At 72.2% G+C, this 14,405-nt stretch carries 16 protein-coding genes; 7 read left to right on the top strand and 9 right to left on the bottom strand.

Annotated features, from left to right (window positions below; translation table 11 throughout):
• Window positions 1-210: 210 nt before the first annotated feature.
• Entirely contained in the window at window positions 211-420 is a 210-nt protein-coding gene (locus tag LMU33_RS32965) for a hypothetical protein (RefSeq protein WP_228624450.1), read from the bottom strand.
• Window positions 421-949: 529 nt separating this feature from the next.
• Here LMU33_RS32965 and LMU33_RS32960 point away from each other — a divergent pair.
• Window positions 950-1,429: a carboxymuconolactone decarboxylase family protein gene (locus LMU33_RS32960; RefSeq protein WP_228624449.1), complete on the top strand. Its 480-nt coding sequence runs from the start codon at window positions 950-952 to the stop codon at window positions 1,427-1,429.
• 9 nt (window positions 1,430-1,438) lie between these two features.
• Here the strand turns inward: LMU33_RS32960 and LMU33_RS32955 are convergent, their stop codons facing one another.
• Window positions 1,439-1,915 carry a DUF2000 family protein gene (locus LMU33_RS32955; protein ID WP_372478093.1) on the bottom strand — a complete coding sequence of 159 codons (477 nt, stop codon included), beginning with the start codon at window positions 1,913-1,915 and terminating at the stop codon, window positions 1,439-1,441.
• On the opposite strand from LMU33_RS32955, the gene LMU33_RS32950 reads away from it, so the two are divergent.
• Window positions 1,914-2,708 (top strand): helix-turn-helix transcriptional regulator, encoded by a 795-nt coding sequence (locus tag LMU33_RS32950; RefSeq protein WP_228624447.1) that lies wholly within the window; start codon window positions 1,914-1,916, stop codon window positions 2,706-2,708. The genes LMU33_RS32955 and LMU33_RS32950 overlap by 2 nt on opposite strands.
• Here LMU33_RS32950 and LMU33_RS32945 read toward each other — a convergent pair.
• The 3 genes from LMU33_RS32945 to mshA all read right to left on the bottom strand — a co-directional run bounded on the left by LMU33_RS32945 (window position 2,687) and on the right by mshA (window position 6,332).
• The gene (locus LMU33_RS32945; protein ID WP_228624446.1) at window positions 2,687-4,396 is read right to left on the bottom strand and encodes a glycosyl hydrolase family 28-related protein; all 1,710 of its coding nucleotides are present in this window, start codon (window positions 4,394-4,396) and stop codon (window positions 2,687-2,689) included. The two genes, LMU33_RS32950 and LMU33_RS32945, sit on opposite strands and share 22 nt — an antisense overlap.
• A gap of 105 nt (window positions 4,397-4,501) precedes the next feature.
• Window positions 4,502-5,002, bottom strand: a complete 501-nt coding sequence (locus LMU33_RS32940) for a type III secretion system chaperone family protein (RefSeq protein ID WP_228624445.1) — start codon at window positions 5,000-5,002, stop codon at window positions 4,502-4,504.
• Entirely contained in the window at window positions 4,995-6,332 is a 1,338-nt protein-coding gene (mshA, locus tag LMU33_RS32935) for a D-inositol-3-phosphate glycosyltransferase (RefSeq protein WP_228624444.1), read from the bottom strand. Before mshA ends, LMU33_RS32940 begins: the two co-directional genes overlap by 8 nt.
• A gap of 117 nt (window positions 6,333-6,449) precedes the next feature.
• Between mshA and LMU33_RS32930 the strand changes: the two genes are divergently transcribed.
• The 4 genes from LMU33_RS32930 to LMU33_RS32915 all read left to right on the top strand — a co-directional run bounded on the left by LMU33_RS32930 (window position 6,450) and on the right by LMU33_RS32915 (window position 10,805).
• Window positions 6,450-6,683 (top strand): hypothetical protein, encoded by a 234-nt coding sequence (locus tag LMU33_RS32930; protein ID WP_228624443.1) that lies wholly within the window; start codon window positions 6,450-6,452, stop codon window positions 6,681-6,683.
• 460 nt (window positions 6,684-7,143) lie between these two features.
• A complete protein-coding gene (locus LMU33_RS32925; protein WP_228624442.1) occupies window positions 7,144-7,956 on the top strand; it encodes a class I SAM-dependent methyltransferase in 813 nt (270 codons plus the stop codon).
• A gap of 182 nt (window positions 7,957-8,138) precedes the next feature.
• On the top strand, window positions 8,139-9,206 hold the full coding sequence (locus tag LMU33_RS32920; protein WP_228624556.1) for a C40 family peptidase: 1,068 nt from the start codon (window positions 8,139-8,141) through the stop codon (window positions 9,204-9,206).
• A gap of 300 nt (window positions 9,207-9,506) precedes the next feature.
• Window positions 9,507-10,805, top strand: coding sequence for a PP2C family protein-serine/threonine phosphatase (locus LMU33_RS32915; protein WP_228624441.1), 1,299 nt, complete (start codon window positions 9,507-9,509; stop codon window positions 10,803-10,805).
• 24 nt (window positions 10,806-10,829) lie between these two features.
• Here LMU33_RS32915 and LMU33_RS32910 read toward each other — a convergent pair whose 3' ends face one another.
• The 4 genes from LMU33_RS32910 to LMU33_RS32895 form a co-directional block, all read right to left on the bottom strand.
• Window positions 10,830-11,168: a DUF2516 family protein gene (locus LMU33_RS32910; RefSeq protein WP_249814575.1), complete on the bottom strand. Its 339-nt coding sequence runs from the start codon at window positions 11,166-11,168 to the stop codon at window positions 10,830-10,832.
• 114 nt (window positions 11,169-11,282) lie between these two features.
• On the bottom strand, window positions 11,283-11,882 hold the full coding sequence (locus LMU33_RS32905; protein ID WP_228624440.1) for a hypothetical protein: 600 nt from the start codon (window positions 11,880-11,882) through the stop codon (window positions 11,283-11,285).
• Window positions 11,883-11,958: 76 nt separating this feature from the next.
• Window positions 11,959-12,435 carry a helix-turn-helix domain-containing protein gene (locus tag LMU33_RS32900; RefSeq protein WP_228624439.1) on the bottom strand — a complete coding sequence of 159 codons (477 nt, stop codon included), beginning with the start codon at window positions 12,433-12,435 and terminating at the stop codon, window positions 11,959-11,961.
• A gap of 102 nt (window positions 12,436-12,537) precedes the next feature.
• Window positions 12,538-13,656: an FAD-dependent oxidoreductase gene (locus LMU33_RS32895; protein ID WP_228624438.1), complete on the bottom strand. Its 1,119-nt coding sequence runs from the start codon at window positions 13,654-13,656 to the stop codon at window positions 12,538-12,540.
• A gap of 53 nt (window positions 13,657-13,709) precedes the next feature.
• Here LMU33_RS32895 and LMU33_RS32890 point away from each other — a divergent pair, with 53 nt between their 5' ends.
• On the top strand, window positions 13,710-14,402 hold the full coding sequence (locus LMU33_RS32890) for a TetR/AcrR family transcriptional regulator (protein ID WP_228624437.1): 693 nt from the start codon (window positions 13,710-13,712) through the stop codon (window positions 14,400-14,402).
• Window positions 14,403-14,405: the final 3 nt, after the last annotated feature.

The raw sequence follows: 14,405 nt of genomic DNA, 5'->3' as shown, positions 1-14,405 counted from the left end.
CGGTTTGCGGTCGCCACAGGTATGCCGCCGGCCCCGGTGCGAGATGCGGTGTCGTGCACACAAGCACTCGAACAGGCGGCGCACATGGCGCCGACCGTGTCGGAGCCCCCGGCCGGGGAGACGCCGGGATATGACCGAGCCCCCCACCGGGAGTTCTCCACCGGCAGGGGGCTCGTGCAGCGATCGGAACGATCGGAGCGCTCAGAACTCTCAGAAGGCGAGGTTGACGCCGATCTGGTGGGGCTGGCCGAGGGCGCCCAGCACCTGGCCCTGGACGGCGCCGAGCTGGGACAGCGCGTCGGCGCTGCTCAGGGTGGTGGAGTCGGCGGTGAGGCTGGCCTCGGGGCTCAGGCCACCGGAGACGGTGTCGAGCTCGGCGTCGGTGATCTCGAGAGTCTGGATCTGGGGAGCGGCGTTCATGGTGAAACTGCCCTTCGCATGGTGGTCCACAAGGGGAAGCGGCCCCCCTGGGGACAGACGGCGGGCCGCGGCCGCAGGCGTGCGCCATCCCTTTCAGGACACCTGGCGCAATCCCGGCGGTGCGAGCGATCAAACCACGGAGCCTGCCGGGCATCCAGTCAACCACCGCTCCCTCCGGTCCAGTTGGCTCCGGCAGGTGACTCATCCGTGCGGGTACGGTCACGCGTTGGGGCCAGTTCCTCCACATGCGGCGCCGTACAGGCGGGGCACAGCTCTTGCCATGTCCGCGCCGACCAGGACAAGTCCACACCAACGGAATCCGCCAGACCCACGGTTGCGGACGCGCTGTGCAGATTCGGTTCACGGATGAAATCGGCCCCCGGGCCGGGCTCCCGGCAGGCGCCGGGGCGAGCCCACCCCGCCCAGCCGGTGACCCAGGTCACACTCGGCCCCGTCACATCTCCCCGGAGCGATGCGTCAGTGAGGTGCAGCCATCGGAAACCACGCGCAGACCACACGGGAGGACACCATGGACGCTCGTCTGAACCTCTTCACCAACCCGGTCACCGGCAAGTTCTTCAAGCACATCAACTCGGCGGGGAAGATCGTCTCGGACTCCGCCCTGCCCGCCGCGACGCAGGAGCTGGTGAAGATCCGGGCCAGCCAGATCAACGGGTGCGCGATGTGCACCGACATGCACACCAAGGACGCCACCGCCGCCGGGGAGACGGCGCAGCGGCTGCATCTGGTCGCGACCTGGCGGGAGGCCAAGGTGTTCAGCGAGGCCGAGCGGGCCGCGCTGGAGCTGACGGAGCAGGGCACCCGCATCGCCGACGCGGCCGGCGGCGTCCCGGACGAGGTCTGGGCGAACGCCGCCAAGCACTACGACGAGGACCAGCTGGCCGCGATCGTCGCGCTGATCGCCCTGATCAACGCCTACAACCGCGTCAACGTCATCGTCCAGCAGCCCGCCGGCGACTACCGGCCCGGCATGTTCGACCGACCGTGACCAGGAGCCTCAGGGGTGCATCCGTGCGTCCTTGAGGACCTTGTCCACTCCGTTGCGGGGGCCGTACACCGCCAGCCCCACCAGGTCCAGCTCCGCCGCCGGGACGGCGCGGACCGCCGCGCGGTTGTCCCGGTCGTTGCCCGTGGCGAACAGGTCCGAGGTGAAGACGGCCCGGGGCAGGGCGCGGTCCAGTGCCCTGCCGTGGGCCGCCTTCAGGGTCTCCTTCGAGCCCTCGAAGACCAGCACCGGCTGGCGGAACATGGGCAGGTACGACACCCCGTCCGCGTCCTCGTAGGGCTCGCCGATCACCTCGGGGACCGTCGCGCCCAGGCCGCTGACCAGGAACGCGGTGACGTTGAGCCGCTGCCAGGGCTCCAGGTCCTCGCGCAGCAGCACGGCGATCTTCGTGTCGAAACGGATGGGTTCAGCGCTCATGGAACGAGACTGCCGACTGCCGTACGACGCCGTCTTGTACGTTGTTTGCATGGCCGCCCGCCAGGAAGTCAGCGCGTGGCGTCCCCGTGTGCCGGGCGTCACCGAGGTCTTCCACGCCCACTTCACCGAGTACGCCTACCCGATGCACGTCCACGACGCCTGGACGCTGCTCATCGTGGACGACGGCGCCGTACGGTACGACCTGGAGCGGCACGAACACGGCACCCCGCACGACACCGTCACGCTGCTCCCGCCGCACGTGCCGCACAACGGCTCCCCGGCCACCCCGGACGGCTTCCGCAAACGCGTGGTCTACCTCGACAGCAGCCGGCTCGGCGAGGATCTCATCGGGCGGGCCGTCGACACGCCCGATCTGCGCGATCCGGTGCTGCGGCTGCGCGTCGGGCAGCTGCACTCCGCCCTCGCGCGGCCCGGCGACGAACTGGAGGCGGAGAGCAGGCTGACCCTCGTCGGGGAGCGGTTGCGCGGCCATCTGCGGCGGACGGACGGCCCGGCACCCCGCCCAGATCCCGTGCTCGCCCGTTCGCTGCGGGAACTGCTCGACGCCCGGGTCGTCGACGGTCTCTCGCTGGAGGAGGCGGCGCGCCTGCTGCACGCCCATCCCGCCCATCTGGTGCGGGCGTTCAGCGGCGCGTACGGCATCGCCCCGCACCGGTACCTGATGTCGCGCCGGGTCGGGCAGGCGCGGCGGCTGCTGCTGGACGGGCTGGCGCCGGGCGAGGTGGCCTCGGCCGCCGGGTTCTACGACCAGGCCCATCTCACCCGGCACTTCAAGAAGCTGGTCGGGGTGCCCCCCGGGCGCTATCGCAGCAGCTCGCGCTGAGCCTCGTACAGATTGCGCGGGCGTACGGCGTCCGTCGTGCCGTAGAGCTCCAGGCGGGAGTGCAGGTCGCCGGCGAAGTCGGGGACGTCGATCTGGTCGAACTCGGTCACCGTGCCGAGGCCGACGGTCGCCGAGTACGGGGCCAGGCCGTCGATCTTCATCAGGCCCGCGCGGCCGTTGGTGACCCTGATGTTCCAGTGGGTGAACCGGGCGCCGAAGAGCGGGCCCGCGCTGGCGTCCCCGCCGTGGCGGCCGTTGTTGTTCACCGTGATGTCCGTGCGGACGTCGGCGAAGGGCAGGCCGCGGTGGCTGTCGAAGGTGCCCATCTGCATCTCGCCGCGCGACCAGACGTTGTGGGAGGAGAGTCCTTCGACGTTGATGCCGTGGAGCTGGGTGTTCGGCGGGGCCGGGACCGTGCGCTGTTCGATGGTGAAGTCCTCGATCAGGTTGTCGTGGGAGCCCTCTCGGCAGAAGTACGGGTGGTGCGAGCCGCGGCCGGCCACCCGGGTGCGGCGCAGGGTGCAGGCGGAGGCGGCGACGAGGCCGAAGCCGTTGTCCACGTCGGACACCGTGACGTCGTCCACCCAGCAGTCGTACGCGCACTGCAGGACCACACCGTTGTAGCCCTTGTCGAGCAGGTGCGGGGACTGCGGGGTCTCGACCGCCCGCAGGGTGAGCCCCTCGACCCCCGCACCGGTCAACTCGGGGACGTGGGTGGTCAGTTGCGGGTTCCACTCCGGGCGTACGTCGAGCGGGAGGGGACGTTCGAGGGTGATCCGGCGGCCACGGACGCGGGCGACGCGCACCGGCCACTCGTAGGGGACGTACGACAGCAGCTTGGTCTTGTCGTCCCAGTAGTACGCCGCCGGTCCCGGGCCGCCGCCCGCCATGTGCTGCAGGAGGGTGTGCGCGGGGTCGTCGGCGAGGCGGAGGAGGACGAGGCGGCCGGGGTGCAGCCCTTCCGGATCGGCGACGGTGACCGTCCACGAGCCCCGCCGGGCCGGCTCCACCGCCGTCAGCGGCGCCCACTCGTCCCGCTTGTTGCCGGTCCAGCCCTCGAAGGGCCAGGCCCGGGACCGGATCGCGGCCACCAGGGAGTCCCAACGGGCCCTCGGCGCCAGCCAGATGAGCCCGCCGGCCCAGGACCACGCCGACTTGTCGCCGCCGTAGCGGGAGCCGTAGACGCCGATCAGCTCGGTGAGGGACTTCGTCGCGTACAGCGTCGTACGGCCGCTGCCGGCCCCGCGCAGGACGACGCCCGAGTCGCCGATGCGGATCAGGTCGTCGATGCGGAAGGTGCCGGGCGGGATGGTGACCGTGCCACCGCCGGCCCTTCCGGCGGCGGCGATGGCACGGTTGATCGCGGGGGCGCAGTCGGTGGTGCCGTCGGGTACGGCGCCGTACTCGGTGACGTCGGCGAAGTGACGGGGGCGGGGGAAGCGGTCGGCTCCGGCGCGGTGACCGGCGCGGCCGACGTAGGGAATCTGGGGGTGGGTGAACGGAGAGCGGACGAACTCCCCCCAGACGGACGGGACTTCACCCTGTCCGGTCGCCGCCCCGTCCGCCGCGTCACCCGTCCGCGCCGCAGCCTCGGCCGTTGTCGTCGCCGCGGTCGCCGCGGTCGCACCGAGCGCCACGGCCGTGGCGGCGGCCAGCAGGGTCCGTCTCGTGAGGTGCGTGCTGCTCATGTCCACCCGCCCCTTCATATTCATACATATGAACGACGTTCAGGAATGCGTCGGCGGTGAGCATGCCACTGCCCACAGGGTGGAGGGAAGGGGTCGTGCAGTACGTCAGTCCGTCGGGCGCTCGATCAGGTGCCTGAACGCGTCCAGGTTGCGCGTGGACTCGCCGCGGGACACCCGCCAGGCGTACTCCTTGCGGATGGAGGAGGCGAAGCCCAGTTCCAGGAGGGTGTTGAAGGCGCCGTCGGCCGCTTCCAGGACCTGGCCGAGGAGGCGGTCGATCTCGTCGGGGGTGACGCAGGCGAGGGGCAGGCGGGCGGTGACGTAGATGTCGCCGAGGCTGTCGACGGCGTAACTCACGCCGTACAGCCTGAGGTTGCGCTCGAGGAGCCAGCGGTGGACGCCCGCCTCGTTCTCGTCGGGGTGGCGGACGACGAAGGCGTTGAGCGACAGGGAGTGGCGGCCCACGAGGAAGGAGACCGTCGTGGAGAGCTTGCGGGTGCCGGGGAGCTTGACCACGTAGTTCCCGGGCTCGGGGCTCTCCCACTCCAGTTCGGCGTCCTTCAGAACGCCTTCCAGGACCTGCCCGGCCTTCTCGACATCACCCATGCTGGGAGCGTACGCGACGGCGGTGGGACTGGGTCGCGGCCGTGTAGACGTCGGCGGTCTCGGCGGCGGCCCGGTCCCAGCCGAAGGACTGCGCGTGCCGGGCGGCGGCCGCGCCCATGCTCGCCGGGAGGGACGGCTCGTCGACGAAACGCTCCAGCACGCGCGCGTAGTCGGCGGGATGGTGGCCGTGCACCAGGAAGCCGGTCTCGCCGTCGCGCACCGCCACCGGCAGCCCGCCGACGGAGGCCGCGAGCACCGGTGTGCCGGCCGCCTGGGCCTCTATGGCGACCAGCCCGAAGGACTCGCTGTAAGACGGCATGACCAGCACCGACGCGGCCCGGAACCAGTCCGCGAGCTGCTCCTGGCCGACCGGCGGACGGAACCGTACGACGTCCGCGATGCCGAGCCGGGCGGCGAGCTTCTGCAGCCCCTCCGGCTTGGCGAGCCCGCTGCCGCTCGGTCCGCCGACGACCGGGACGAGGATGCGGGAGCGGAGCTCCGGGCGCTCCTCCAGCAGCACGGCCACCGCGCGCAGCAGGATGTCCGGGGCCTTCAGGGGCTGGATGCGGCCCGCGAAGAGCGGGATCAGGGCGTCCGGAGGCAGTCCCAGGCGGGCGCGGGCCGCCGCGCGGCCGTCGGCGGGGCGGAAGCGGTCGAGGTTGACGCCCGGGTGGACGACGGCGACCTTCGCGGGGTCGGCGGCGTAGTGCCGCACCAGCTCGTCGGCCTCCTCGGCGGTGTTGGCGATGAGCCGGTCGGCGGCGGCCACGATCTGCGTCTCGCCGATGACGCGGGCGGCGGGCTCGGGGGTGTCGCCGTCGGCCAGGTTGGCGTTCTTGACCTTGGCCATGGTGTGCATGGCGTGCACCAGGGGGACGCCCCAGCGCTGGGCCGCGAGCCAGCCGACGTGGCCGGAGAGCCAGTAGTGGGAGTGGACGAGGTCGTAGTGGCCGGGGCGGTGACCGGCCCAGGCCTGCATCACGCCGTGCGTGAAGGCGCACAGCTGGGCCGGCAGGTCCTCCTTGGCGAGGCCCTCGTAGGGGCCGGCGTCGACGTGCCGGACGAGGACGCCGGGGGCCAGCTCGACCGTGGGCGGCAGACCGCCCGCCGTGGCCCTGGTGAAGATCTCGACCTCGATGTTGATGGCGGCGAGCCGCTGGGCCAGCTCCACGATGTAGACGTTCATGCCGCCGGCGTCGCCGGTGCCGGGCTGGTGGAGCGGGGAGGTGTGCACGGAGAGCATGGCGACGCGGCGGGGCTTGCGGTGCAGTCGTAGCCGTGACGCGGCCGACGGGGAGCGTCGCCCGAGCCTGCTGACGTACTGGCTCACCTGGCGGTCCTCTCCTTGCTGCGGGCATGCCGGACGGAGGACCGACCTCGCCCTCCACGCAGGTGCAACAGCGGCAGGGGGCCGGGTCATTTCCACATCAAGCCGCTTTACCCAATCATGACCTTCGCTCCAGCGGTCGCAGAGGGATGCCCAAGCCTGCATCAAGCCCTCGCGGAGACCGGTACCGCCGACAACACTCCGGCGCCCGCCGGTACGCCGGTGACGCAGGTCGTGGCCGCCGACGGCATCGCCATCACCGCCCGACCCGACGCTCTCGCTGCTCCGACCGCCCGACCCGACCAGCCAACCGCCACCGAGACCGCCACCCGGCCCGACCAGCTCCGCCACTGACATCACCCTCGGCCCCGGCCAGCCGCCCCTCACCGAGGCCGCCACCCGACCCCACGCCCACCCTGTCCCGACCGACCAGCCACCCACCACCAACTCCAGCACTCAGCCCGGCGCTCGTGCTGATCCGGCCACCGGCCCGACCAGCCACCCGCCACCGACACCGCCACCCAGCCCGCCGCTCACGTCGATCCATCCGCCCGCCGCTGACACCGCTGCCCAGCCCGCCGCCCGCGCCGATCCGGCCGCCCAGCCCGGCCGGCCGCCCGCCGCGGACACCGCCCGCCCGCGCCGATCCGGCCGCCGGGCCCGGTCGGTGCCCGTCGCTGGTGGACCGCCCGTCTCCGTCGGCGCACGCGGCCGGGACGCCGCCCGTCCCCATCGGCGCCCGTCGGCCGGGGCACCGTCCGTCCCCGTCGGCGGGCGGGGTGCTGCCGGTCGCTGCCCGCTTACCCTCGTAGGCATGACAGCCCGCGCAGCCTCCCGCCCCGTGGGAACGGTGACGCGCGGGACGACCAATCCCAACCGGCTGCGTCGTATGGACCGCTGGATCGCGGCGACGCACGGTGCCGAGCTGCGGCGCGCCGGGGACCCGGTGGCGATCGACCTCGGTTACGGCGCCGCCCCGTGGACCGCCGTCGAACTGCTCGGCCGGCTGCGGACCGCCGCTCCGCGCACCCGTGTCGTCGGCGTCGAGATCGAACCGGAGCGGGTCGCGGCCGCGCGGCCGTACGAGCGGGAGGGGCTGGCCTTCCGGCACGGCGGCTTCGAGGTGCCCGTGCCGGGGCGGCCGATGCTGATCCGGGCCGCCAACGTGCTGCGCCAGTACGACGAGGCCGAGGTAGCCGCCGTGTGGGAGCGGCTGTGCGCGCGGCTCGCCCCGGCCGGCGCCGGCTCGCGCGGCGGGCTGCTGGTCGAGGGCACGTGCGACGAGATCGGGCGGCGGCACGTGTGGGTGGCGCTCGGCCCGGAGGGGCCGCGGACCGTCACGTTCGCCACCCGGCTGGGTTCGCTGGAGCGGCCCTCCGACCTCGCCGAACGGCTGCCGAAGGCGCTGATCCACCGGAACGTCCCCGGTGAGCCGGTGCACGCGTTCCTGCGCGACTTCGACCGCGCCTGGGCCGCCGCCGCGCCCTACGCCTCCTACGGCGCCCGGCAGCGCTGGCTGCGCACGGTGCGGGACCTGACGGCCGACTGGCCGGTGACGGACTCCCCCGCCCGCTGGCGGCAGGGGGAAATGACGGTGGCGTGGAAGGCGTTGGCGCCGCGCGGCTGAGTTCACCCGTTCGGGGAAGCCGGAACGGAACGATCTCCGGGGTCCGTTCGTCACACCGGCGGGGAGATCGTCAGGCCGGGGCCGACACAAGGGGGCACCTCTGTCGTTTTTCGTCGCGGCATGGCACCATCCCCGGGGCACAGTAAGTTACTGACGGTAAATCAGCTTTGGGGGCATCTGTGATGGGCTGGGGCAAGCGCAGCATCCTCTCGGCCGCCGTGACCGTGGTCTGCGCGGTGACCGTACTGGCAGCGCCCGGCACGGCCTTCGCCGGCCCGGCACCCACTCCCAGCACCTCCCCGACTCCCGCGCCGGGCAAGGATCTCGAGAAGGTCCGCGAGAAGCTCGACAAGCTGTACCACGCCGCGGCCGTCGCCACCGACGCCTACAACGCGGCCGAGGAGAGGACCAAGAAGCAGTCCGCCCAGATCGTCGCGCTGGCCAAGCAGATCGACCAGGGGCAGCAGAGGCTCGCGAGACTCAAGGACCAGGCGGGCGCCGCCGCCCGCGCCCAGTACCGCACCGGCGGCATCCCGCCCACCGCCCAGTTCCTGCTCAGCGACGACCCCGGACAGGTCCTCGACGGGGCCGGACTGGTGCTCCAGGGCCAGCGGGCGACGAAGTCGCTGATGAGCGAACTGAGCAGCACCCAGAGGCAGTTGCAGGCGTACGCCGACGACGCGGCCGCGCAGTGGCAGAAGCTGGACGCCGAGCGCACGGCCAAGGCGACGGCCAAGAAGAAGATCCAGCAGCAGATCGCCGCCGCCGAGAAGCTGGAGTCCGAGCTGGAGAAGAAGGACCGGGAGCGGCTCGCCCGGCTGGAGGACCAGGCCGCGCTGAAGGCGCAGACCGACTGGCTGGACACCGGCATCCTGAAGAAGATCCACGGCACGGCCTCCGCACAGGGCGAGAAGGCGGTCGCGTTCGCCGCCGCCCAGCTCGGCAAGCCCTATGTGTGGGGCGCCGAGGGCCCGAAGTCCTACGACTGCTCCGGCCTCACCTCCCAGGCCTGGGCGGCGGCCGGCCACCCCATCCCGCGCACCTCGCAGGAGCAGTGGCAGCAGCTCAAGCACGTCGACATCAAGGACATGCGCCCCGGCGACCTCGTCATCTACTTCGACGACGCCAGCCATGTCGCCATCTACGTCGGTGACGGCGCGATCATCCAGGCCCCGCGCCCCGGGCGGACGGTGACGGTCGCGGGCGCCGGCTCGATGCCGATCCTGGGTGTCGTACGGCCGGACGCGTGAGCCAGGTCATCGCACGCGTGAGCCAGGTCATCTCCGGCCATGCCTGCGTGATGTGCGCCATGTGACCCACTCCACCACCAACCCCCGCGCAAACCCGAGCCGGACGTGAGCTTCGTCATCCCCGCTCGTCCGGCGGCCTGTCCAACTGCGGTATAGAACGCGGCATATGACAACGGCCTGCGCCGGAGCGACGCGGCTCACACCATTCCATCGGGGTGGGAGCACCCGCTATGGTCCCCGTCGGTGGCATCGAGACCCTCGGCGCCACCATGCCCTCGGGGGGAGGGAAGGAACCAAGAGATGCCCGTACCCGTACCGCGGCAGAGAGCGATCCCGGCCGTGGAGAGTGGTCAGGCGCAGGCCGCCACCGCAGGCGGCCCCCTCAAGGAAGAGGCCCACCGCGACGCCGCGCCCACGACCGGCACCGGCGCCACTCTCACCCTGCTGCTGATCGAGGACGACCCGGCGGGCTCGCCCATCGTGCCCGACCTGCTGGACTCGGCCGGCAAGCCCATCCGTGTCCGCACCGCCCGTAACCTCACCGAGGCCGAGCGGCTGCTCACCGACGACGTCCACTGCATCCTGCTGGACCTGGCCCTGCCGGCGCCGGGCGGCAGCGACGCCGACGACGAGCTGGCCGTGCTCAAGCACGTGCTCCGGCTCGCGCCCCGGCATGCCGTGCTCGCGCTGACCGCCTCCGGCGACGCCGAGCGTGGTACCGAGGCCGTGCGCGTGGGCGCGCAGGACTACCTCTTCCGGGACGAGCTGGACGGCCGGCTGCTGAGCCGTGCCATCCGGTACGCGGTGGAGCGGAAACGTTCCGACACGGCCGAGCGGCGGCTGGCGGAGGGCCGGCTGCGCGCGCAGGAGAACCGGCGCCTGGAGCGCGGCCTGCTGCCCACCCCGCTGCTGGACGGCTCCTCGCTGCGCTTCGCGGCCCGCTACCGCCCCGGCCGCTCACGCGCGCTGCTCGGCGGCGACTTCTACGACGCCGTCCGCACCCCCGACGGCACCGTGCACGCCATGATCGGCGACGTCTGCGGCCACGGCCCGGACGAGGCCGCGCTCGGCGTGGAGCTGCGCATCGCCTGGCGGGCGCTGACGCTGGCCGGGCTGTGCGGGGACGAGCTGCTGGGCACGCTGCAGCAGGTGCTCGAGCACGAGCGGGCCGACGAGGAGATCTTCGCGACCCTGTGCACGGTGGACATCGCGCCCGACGGCCGCCGCGCGGGCCTGTGCCTGGCCGGGCATCCTGCCCCGCTGCTCGCCCGCCCCGGCCGGCAGGCCCGGCTGCTGCCGTACGACAACAACGGCCCCGCCCTCGGCCTGCTGCCCGGCGCCCGCTGGCCGCGGATGCAGGTGGAGCTGGGTTCCGAGTGGAGCCTGATGCTCTACACCGACGGCCTGATCGAGGGCCGGGTCGGCGAGGGCGGCGAGCGGCTCGGCCAGGACGGGATGGTGTCGATGATCCGCCGGCAGCTCTCGGAGGGGCTGCGCGGTGAGGCGCTGCTGCGGGCCGCGGTGAGTGAGGTCCGGGACCTCAACGGGGGCGAGCTGACGGACGACGTCGCGGTGGTTCTGCTGGATCGGACGCCGTAACCGGAGTCTCGGCCGTAGGGGTGCTCAGCGGCCGCCGTTCCAGGGGCCGTAGGGACCGTCGCTGCTGCTGCCCCGTCCCCGGCGCCGGAACCCTCTGCCCCCGGAGACCTGCTGGAGCGCGGGCCGTACGTCCACGAAGAAGACGATCGAGGCGACCAGGCCCGCGAGCTGCAGGAACAGCATGGGCACGAACAGGTTCACGGCGACCGCGATGCCCAGGATGATCAGCCAGAAGCCCTTGTTCTGCTTGTCCGCGGCGCGGTACGCGTCATCGCGGAAGATCGCCGCCATCACGAACGCCACGATGGCGAGCGCCAGCATGGCGGTGAAGATCAGCCACATCACTCCGCCGACCGCCGTCATCAGCACAATGCCCACCACCCGAGTCGAGTCGTCCGTACAGCCACCGTACCCGTACAACGGGCCGGACACCCCCAAGGTGCCCGGCCCGCTGTCATCTCGTGATCCCGCCGCGGGTCACTTGGCCGGCGGGGTCGTCTTCTTCGCGGTGGTGGACTTGCGGGGGGCCGGCGCCTTCTTCGCCACCGGCTTCTTCTCGGCGGGCTCGGCCGCGGCCTCGGCCGGCTTCGGCTCGTCAGCGGCCTCGGTCTCGGCCGGCTCGGGCCTGCCCTCGACGACGATCGCGAAGTCCTCGATCTCCTCGGCGGCCTCGCCGCGCCAGCTCTTCACGGCCTGCTCGCCGTGCTCGGCGACCTTCTCGTAGGTCTCGCGGGCCTTGACGGCGTACTCGGCGGCGACGCCGACACCGCGCAGGGCGAGGTCCTGGGCCTGCTCGCCCAGCTTCTTCAGGTCGACGTCGAGGGTGCCGATGAACTCGTTGACCTTGGTCTGGAGGGTCTCCTGCGCCTCCTTGGCCCGGGCGGCGGCCTTCTCCTGCACGGCCTTGGGGTCGGTGTTGCGCACGGCCTCGATGCGGGCCGGCGCCTCGGCGCGCAGCTGCTCGACCAGGGCGGGCACCTTCTTGGCCTGCTGGAGGGCGAGGTCGGCGGTGCCGGCGGCGAAGTAGAGCGGGGTCGGGTCGCTGAGGGTCTTGCGCAGGTCGTCGGTGATGGCCATGGTGATCTGGTCCTCCCGGATTCGCGTTCGGCTGAGGTTGGTGTGGTCCGCGGTGGGAGCCGGCGCCCTGGTCCGGTTATCCGGCCGTCCGCCGCGGGCCTGCATCGGCATCGTGTCCGCCGGCCGTGCCGGTGCCGGGCACGGCGGTGCCGTCGGTGTCCGTTTCCTGTGCGCCGTCCTCGTCGTCGGCGGACTCGCCGATCCCGAATCCGTTCTCTTTCCGGAAGGACTCGTAGATCTGGAGCAGCACCTGCTTCTGCCGCTCGTTGAGCGAGGGATCGGCGAGGATGACCGCCCGGGTCTCCACTTCGTCCCGGTCCCGCTCGGCGTCGAGGATCCCGGCGCGGACGTACAGCGTCTCGGCGGAGATGCGCAGGGCCTTGGCGACCTGCTGGAGCACCTCCGCGCTGGGCTTGCGCAGCCCGCGCTCGATCTGGCTCAGGTAGGGATTGGACACCCCGGCGGCGTCGGCGAGCTGCCGCAGCGACAGCTGAGCGTTCCGCCGCTGCTCGCGCAGGTACTCACCGAGGTTGCCGACGTTCAGCGATGCCATGCCTCCACCATGCCCCACCTTCGCTAACAATTGCAAGCACCCGCTTGCAAAAGTGTCGCGGGGCATGCCGGCCCGTGGTGCCGGTGCTCTCGCGCTTGGCGGTCAGGACGGCTGGACCCGGTCGAAGAGGGCGAGGGCTTCGGCGGGGTCCGGGCTCACGAGGCGCTCCAGACCGGCCGTCGTGATCTTCGCCCACCTGCCGGCCCGTGCCCACATGCGTTCCTCGAAGGCGCGGACGGCCTCGTCCAGATCTCCGGGGCCGGCGGCGATGGACTCGGCGAGTTCGGCGCCTTCCAGCATCGCGAGGTTCGCGCCTGCCCCCAGTGGGGGCATCAGGTGGGCGGCGTCGCCCAGGAGCGTCACCCCGGGGACGTGGGTCCAGGTGTGGGACACGGGCAGGACGTAGAGGGGGCGGTGGACGAAAGCGGTGCCGTGGCGGAGGAGGTCGAGGACGGGAGCGGCCCAGCCGTCGAACAGAGCCAGCAGGCTCGACCGCACGGCCTCGACGTCGGCCAGGTCCAGGTCCGTGTGCCAGTCCAGCGGAGCGCGGAACTGGGCGTACACCTTGACGTGGCCGCCGCTGTTGCGTTGGGCGACGAGCTTTCGGTTCACGCCGTACACAGCCACGGAACCGTCGCCGACCAGCCGGGCGAGGCCGGGGTGGCGGGTGTCGACGTCGTCCAGGGAGGTCTCGACCGTGGTGACGCCGGTGTAGTGCGGCGTCACCGGAGAGACTGCCGGGCGGGTCCGGGACCAGGCGCCGTCCGCGCCGACCACGAGGTCGAACGTCTCCTGCCGCCCGTCCTCGAAATGGACCAGTACGCCGTCCCCGGTCCCCGGCACCACCTGCGTCACGCCCCGCCCCCACTGGACGTCGAGAGGGCCGAGCAGCAGGTCACGGAGTTGCCCGCGGTCGATCTCGGGATTGGCCCAGTCGCCTGGACCGGGTCGCCAGTCGCGCAGGACGGTCCCGGCCGTGTCCAGGATGCGCATGGCCTGCCCCTCGGGACGGGACAGCGCCTGGAACTCCGCCAGCAGCCCCGCCTTGTCCAGTGCGAGCTGGCCCAGCCTTTCGTGCAGGTCCAGCGTGCCGCCCGGCGGGCGGGCGTCGGGGGCGGGATCGCGTTCGAGGACGGCAACGGGATGGTCATGGCGGTGCAGGACACGGGCGAAGGCAAGGCCGGCAGGGCCACTCCCGACCACGGCGATACGATGTCTCATGTCGATACACTGTATTTCCACAATACAGTGCATCGCAACAGTACGATGTGGCCATGACTGTGTGGGACCGGCCCGAGCCGCCGACTCGCCCCGCGCCGCTCGACCGGGAGCGGATCGTCACCGCCGCCATCGCGCTGGCCGACGAGGGCGGGCTGGAGGCGGTGTCGTTGCGCAAGGTCGCCGCCCGGCTGAACGCCGGCCCGATGCGACTGTACGGATACATCTCCACCAAGGAGGAGCTGTTCGACCTCATGGTGGACGAGGTCCAGGCCGAGATTCTCCCCGCGGAGCAGTCCGATGACTGGCGGGAGGCGCTGCGCGTCCTCGCCCACCGCACCAGGCAGGCCGCCCTCCGTCACGAATGGCTGGCCGACCTGCTCGGCGGCCGCCCGACCCTGGGCCCGAACGGCCTCGCGGTGACCGAGGCCAAGCTGGCCGCCCTCGACGGCCTCGCCGACGTCGACACCGTCATGCGCGCCGTGGAGACTGTCAGCGCCTACTTCACCGGCGCGATCAGGCGCGAGATCGCGAACCTGCGGGCCGAGCGCACCACGGGCCTGTCCAAGCTGGACTGGCAGCGCGCCTCCGGCCCGCACGTGACGCGGATGTTGGCCACGGGCCGCTTCCCGGCGCTGACCAAGGCCGTGTACGACGGCACGGACGTCGACGCCGAGACATCCTTCGCGACAGGCCTGGACTGGGTCCTCGACGCCGTGGCCGCCAAACTCACCCGGCCGTCGACGTGACGC

The sequence above is a fragment of the Streptomyces barringtoniae genome (genome assembly GCF_020819595.1).
Lineage (GTDB): Bacteria > Actinomycetota > Actinomycetes > Streptomycetales > Streptomycetaceae > Streptomyces > Streptomyces barringtoniae.
Note: the sequence above shows the minus strand (reverse complement) of the source record. Positions and strands in the feature narration are given on the sequence as shown.

What these genes read in the sequence shown, in the direction of transcription:
- LMU33_RS32965 (WP_228624450.1), bottom strand. Translation starts at nt 420, where the DNA reads ATGAACGCCGCTCCCCAGATCCAGACTCTCGAGATCACCGACGCCGAG.
- LMU33_RS32960 (WP_228624449.1), top strand. Translation starts at nt 950, where the DNA reads ATGGACGCTCGTCTGAACCTCTTCACCAACCCGGTCACCGGCAAGTTC.
- LMU33_RS32950 (WP_228624447.1), top strand. Translation starts at nt 1,914, where the DNA reads ATGGCCGCCCGCCAGGAAGTCAGCGCGTGGCGTCCCCGTGTGCCGGGC.
- LMU33_RS32955 (WP_372478093.1), bottom strand. Translation starts at nt 1,915, where the DNA reads ATGCAAACAACGTACAAGACGGCGTCGTACGGCAGTCGGCAGTCTCGT.
- LMU33_RS32945 (WP_228624446.1), bottom strand. Translation starts at nt 4,396, where the DNA reads ATGAGCAGCACGCACCTCACGAGACGGACCCTGCTGGCCGCCGCCACG.
- LMU33_RS32940 (WP_228624445.1), bottom strand. Translation starts at nt 5,002, where the DNA reads ATGGGTGATGTCGAGAAGGCCGGGCAGGTCCTGGAAGGCGTTCTGAAG.
- LMU33_RS32930 (WP_228624443.1), top strand. Translation starts at nt 6,450, where the DNA reads ATGACCTTCGCTCCAGCGGTCGCAGAGGGATGCCCAAGCCTGCATCAA.
- LMU33_RS32925 (WP_228624442.1), top strand. Translation starts at nt 7,144, where the DNA reads ATGACAGCCCGCGCAGCCTCCCGCCCCGTGGGAACGGTGACGCGCGGG.
- LMU33_RS32920 (WP_228624556.1), top strand. Translation starts at nt 8,139, where the DNA reads ATGGGCTGGGGCAAGCGCAGCATCCTCTCGGCCGCCGTGACCGTGGTC.
- LMU33_RS32915 (WP_228624441.1), top strand. Translation starts at nt 9,507, where the DNA reads ATGCCCGTACCCGTACCGCGGCAGAGAGCGATCCCGGCCGTGGAGAGT.
- LMU33_RS32910 (WP_249814575.1), bottom strand. Translation starts at nt 11,168, where the DNA reads ATGACGGCGGTCGGCGGAGTGATGTGGCTGATCTTCACCGCCATGCTG.
- LMU33_RS32905 (WP_228624440.1), bottom strand. Translation starts at nt 11,882, where the DNA reads ATGGCCATCACCGACGACCTGCGCAAGACCCTCAGCGACCCGACCCCG.
- LMU33_RS32900 (WP_228624439.1), bottom strand. Translation starts at nt 12,435, where the DNA reads ATGGCATCGCTGAACGTCGGCAACCTCGGTGAGTACCTGCGCGAGCAG.
- LMU33_RS32895 (WP_228624438.1), bottom strand. Translation starts at nt 13,656, where the DNA reads ATGAGACATCGTATCGCCGTGGTCGGGAGTGGCCCTGCCGGCCTTGCC.
- LMU33_RS32890 (WP_228624437.1), top strand. Translation starts at nt 13,710, where the DNA reads ATGACTGTGTGGGACCGGCCCGAGCCGCCGACTCGCCCCGCGCCGCTC.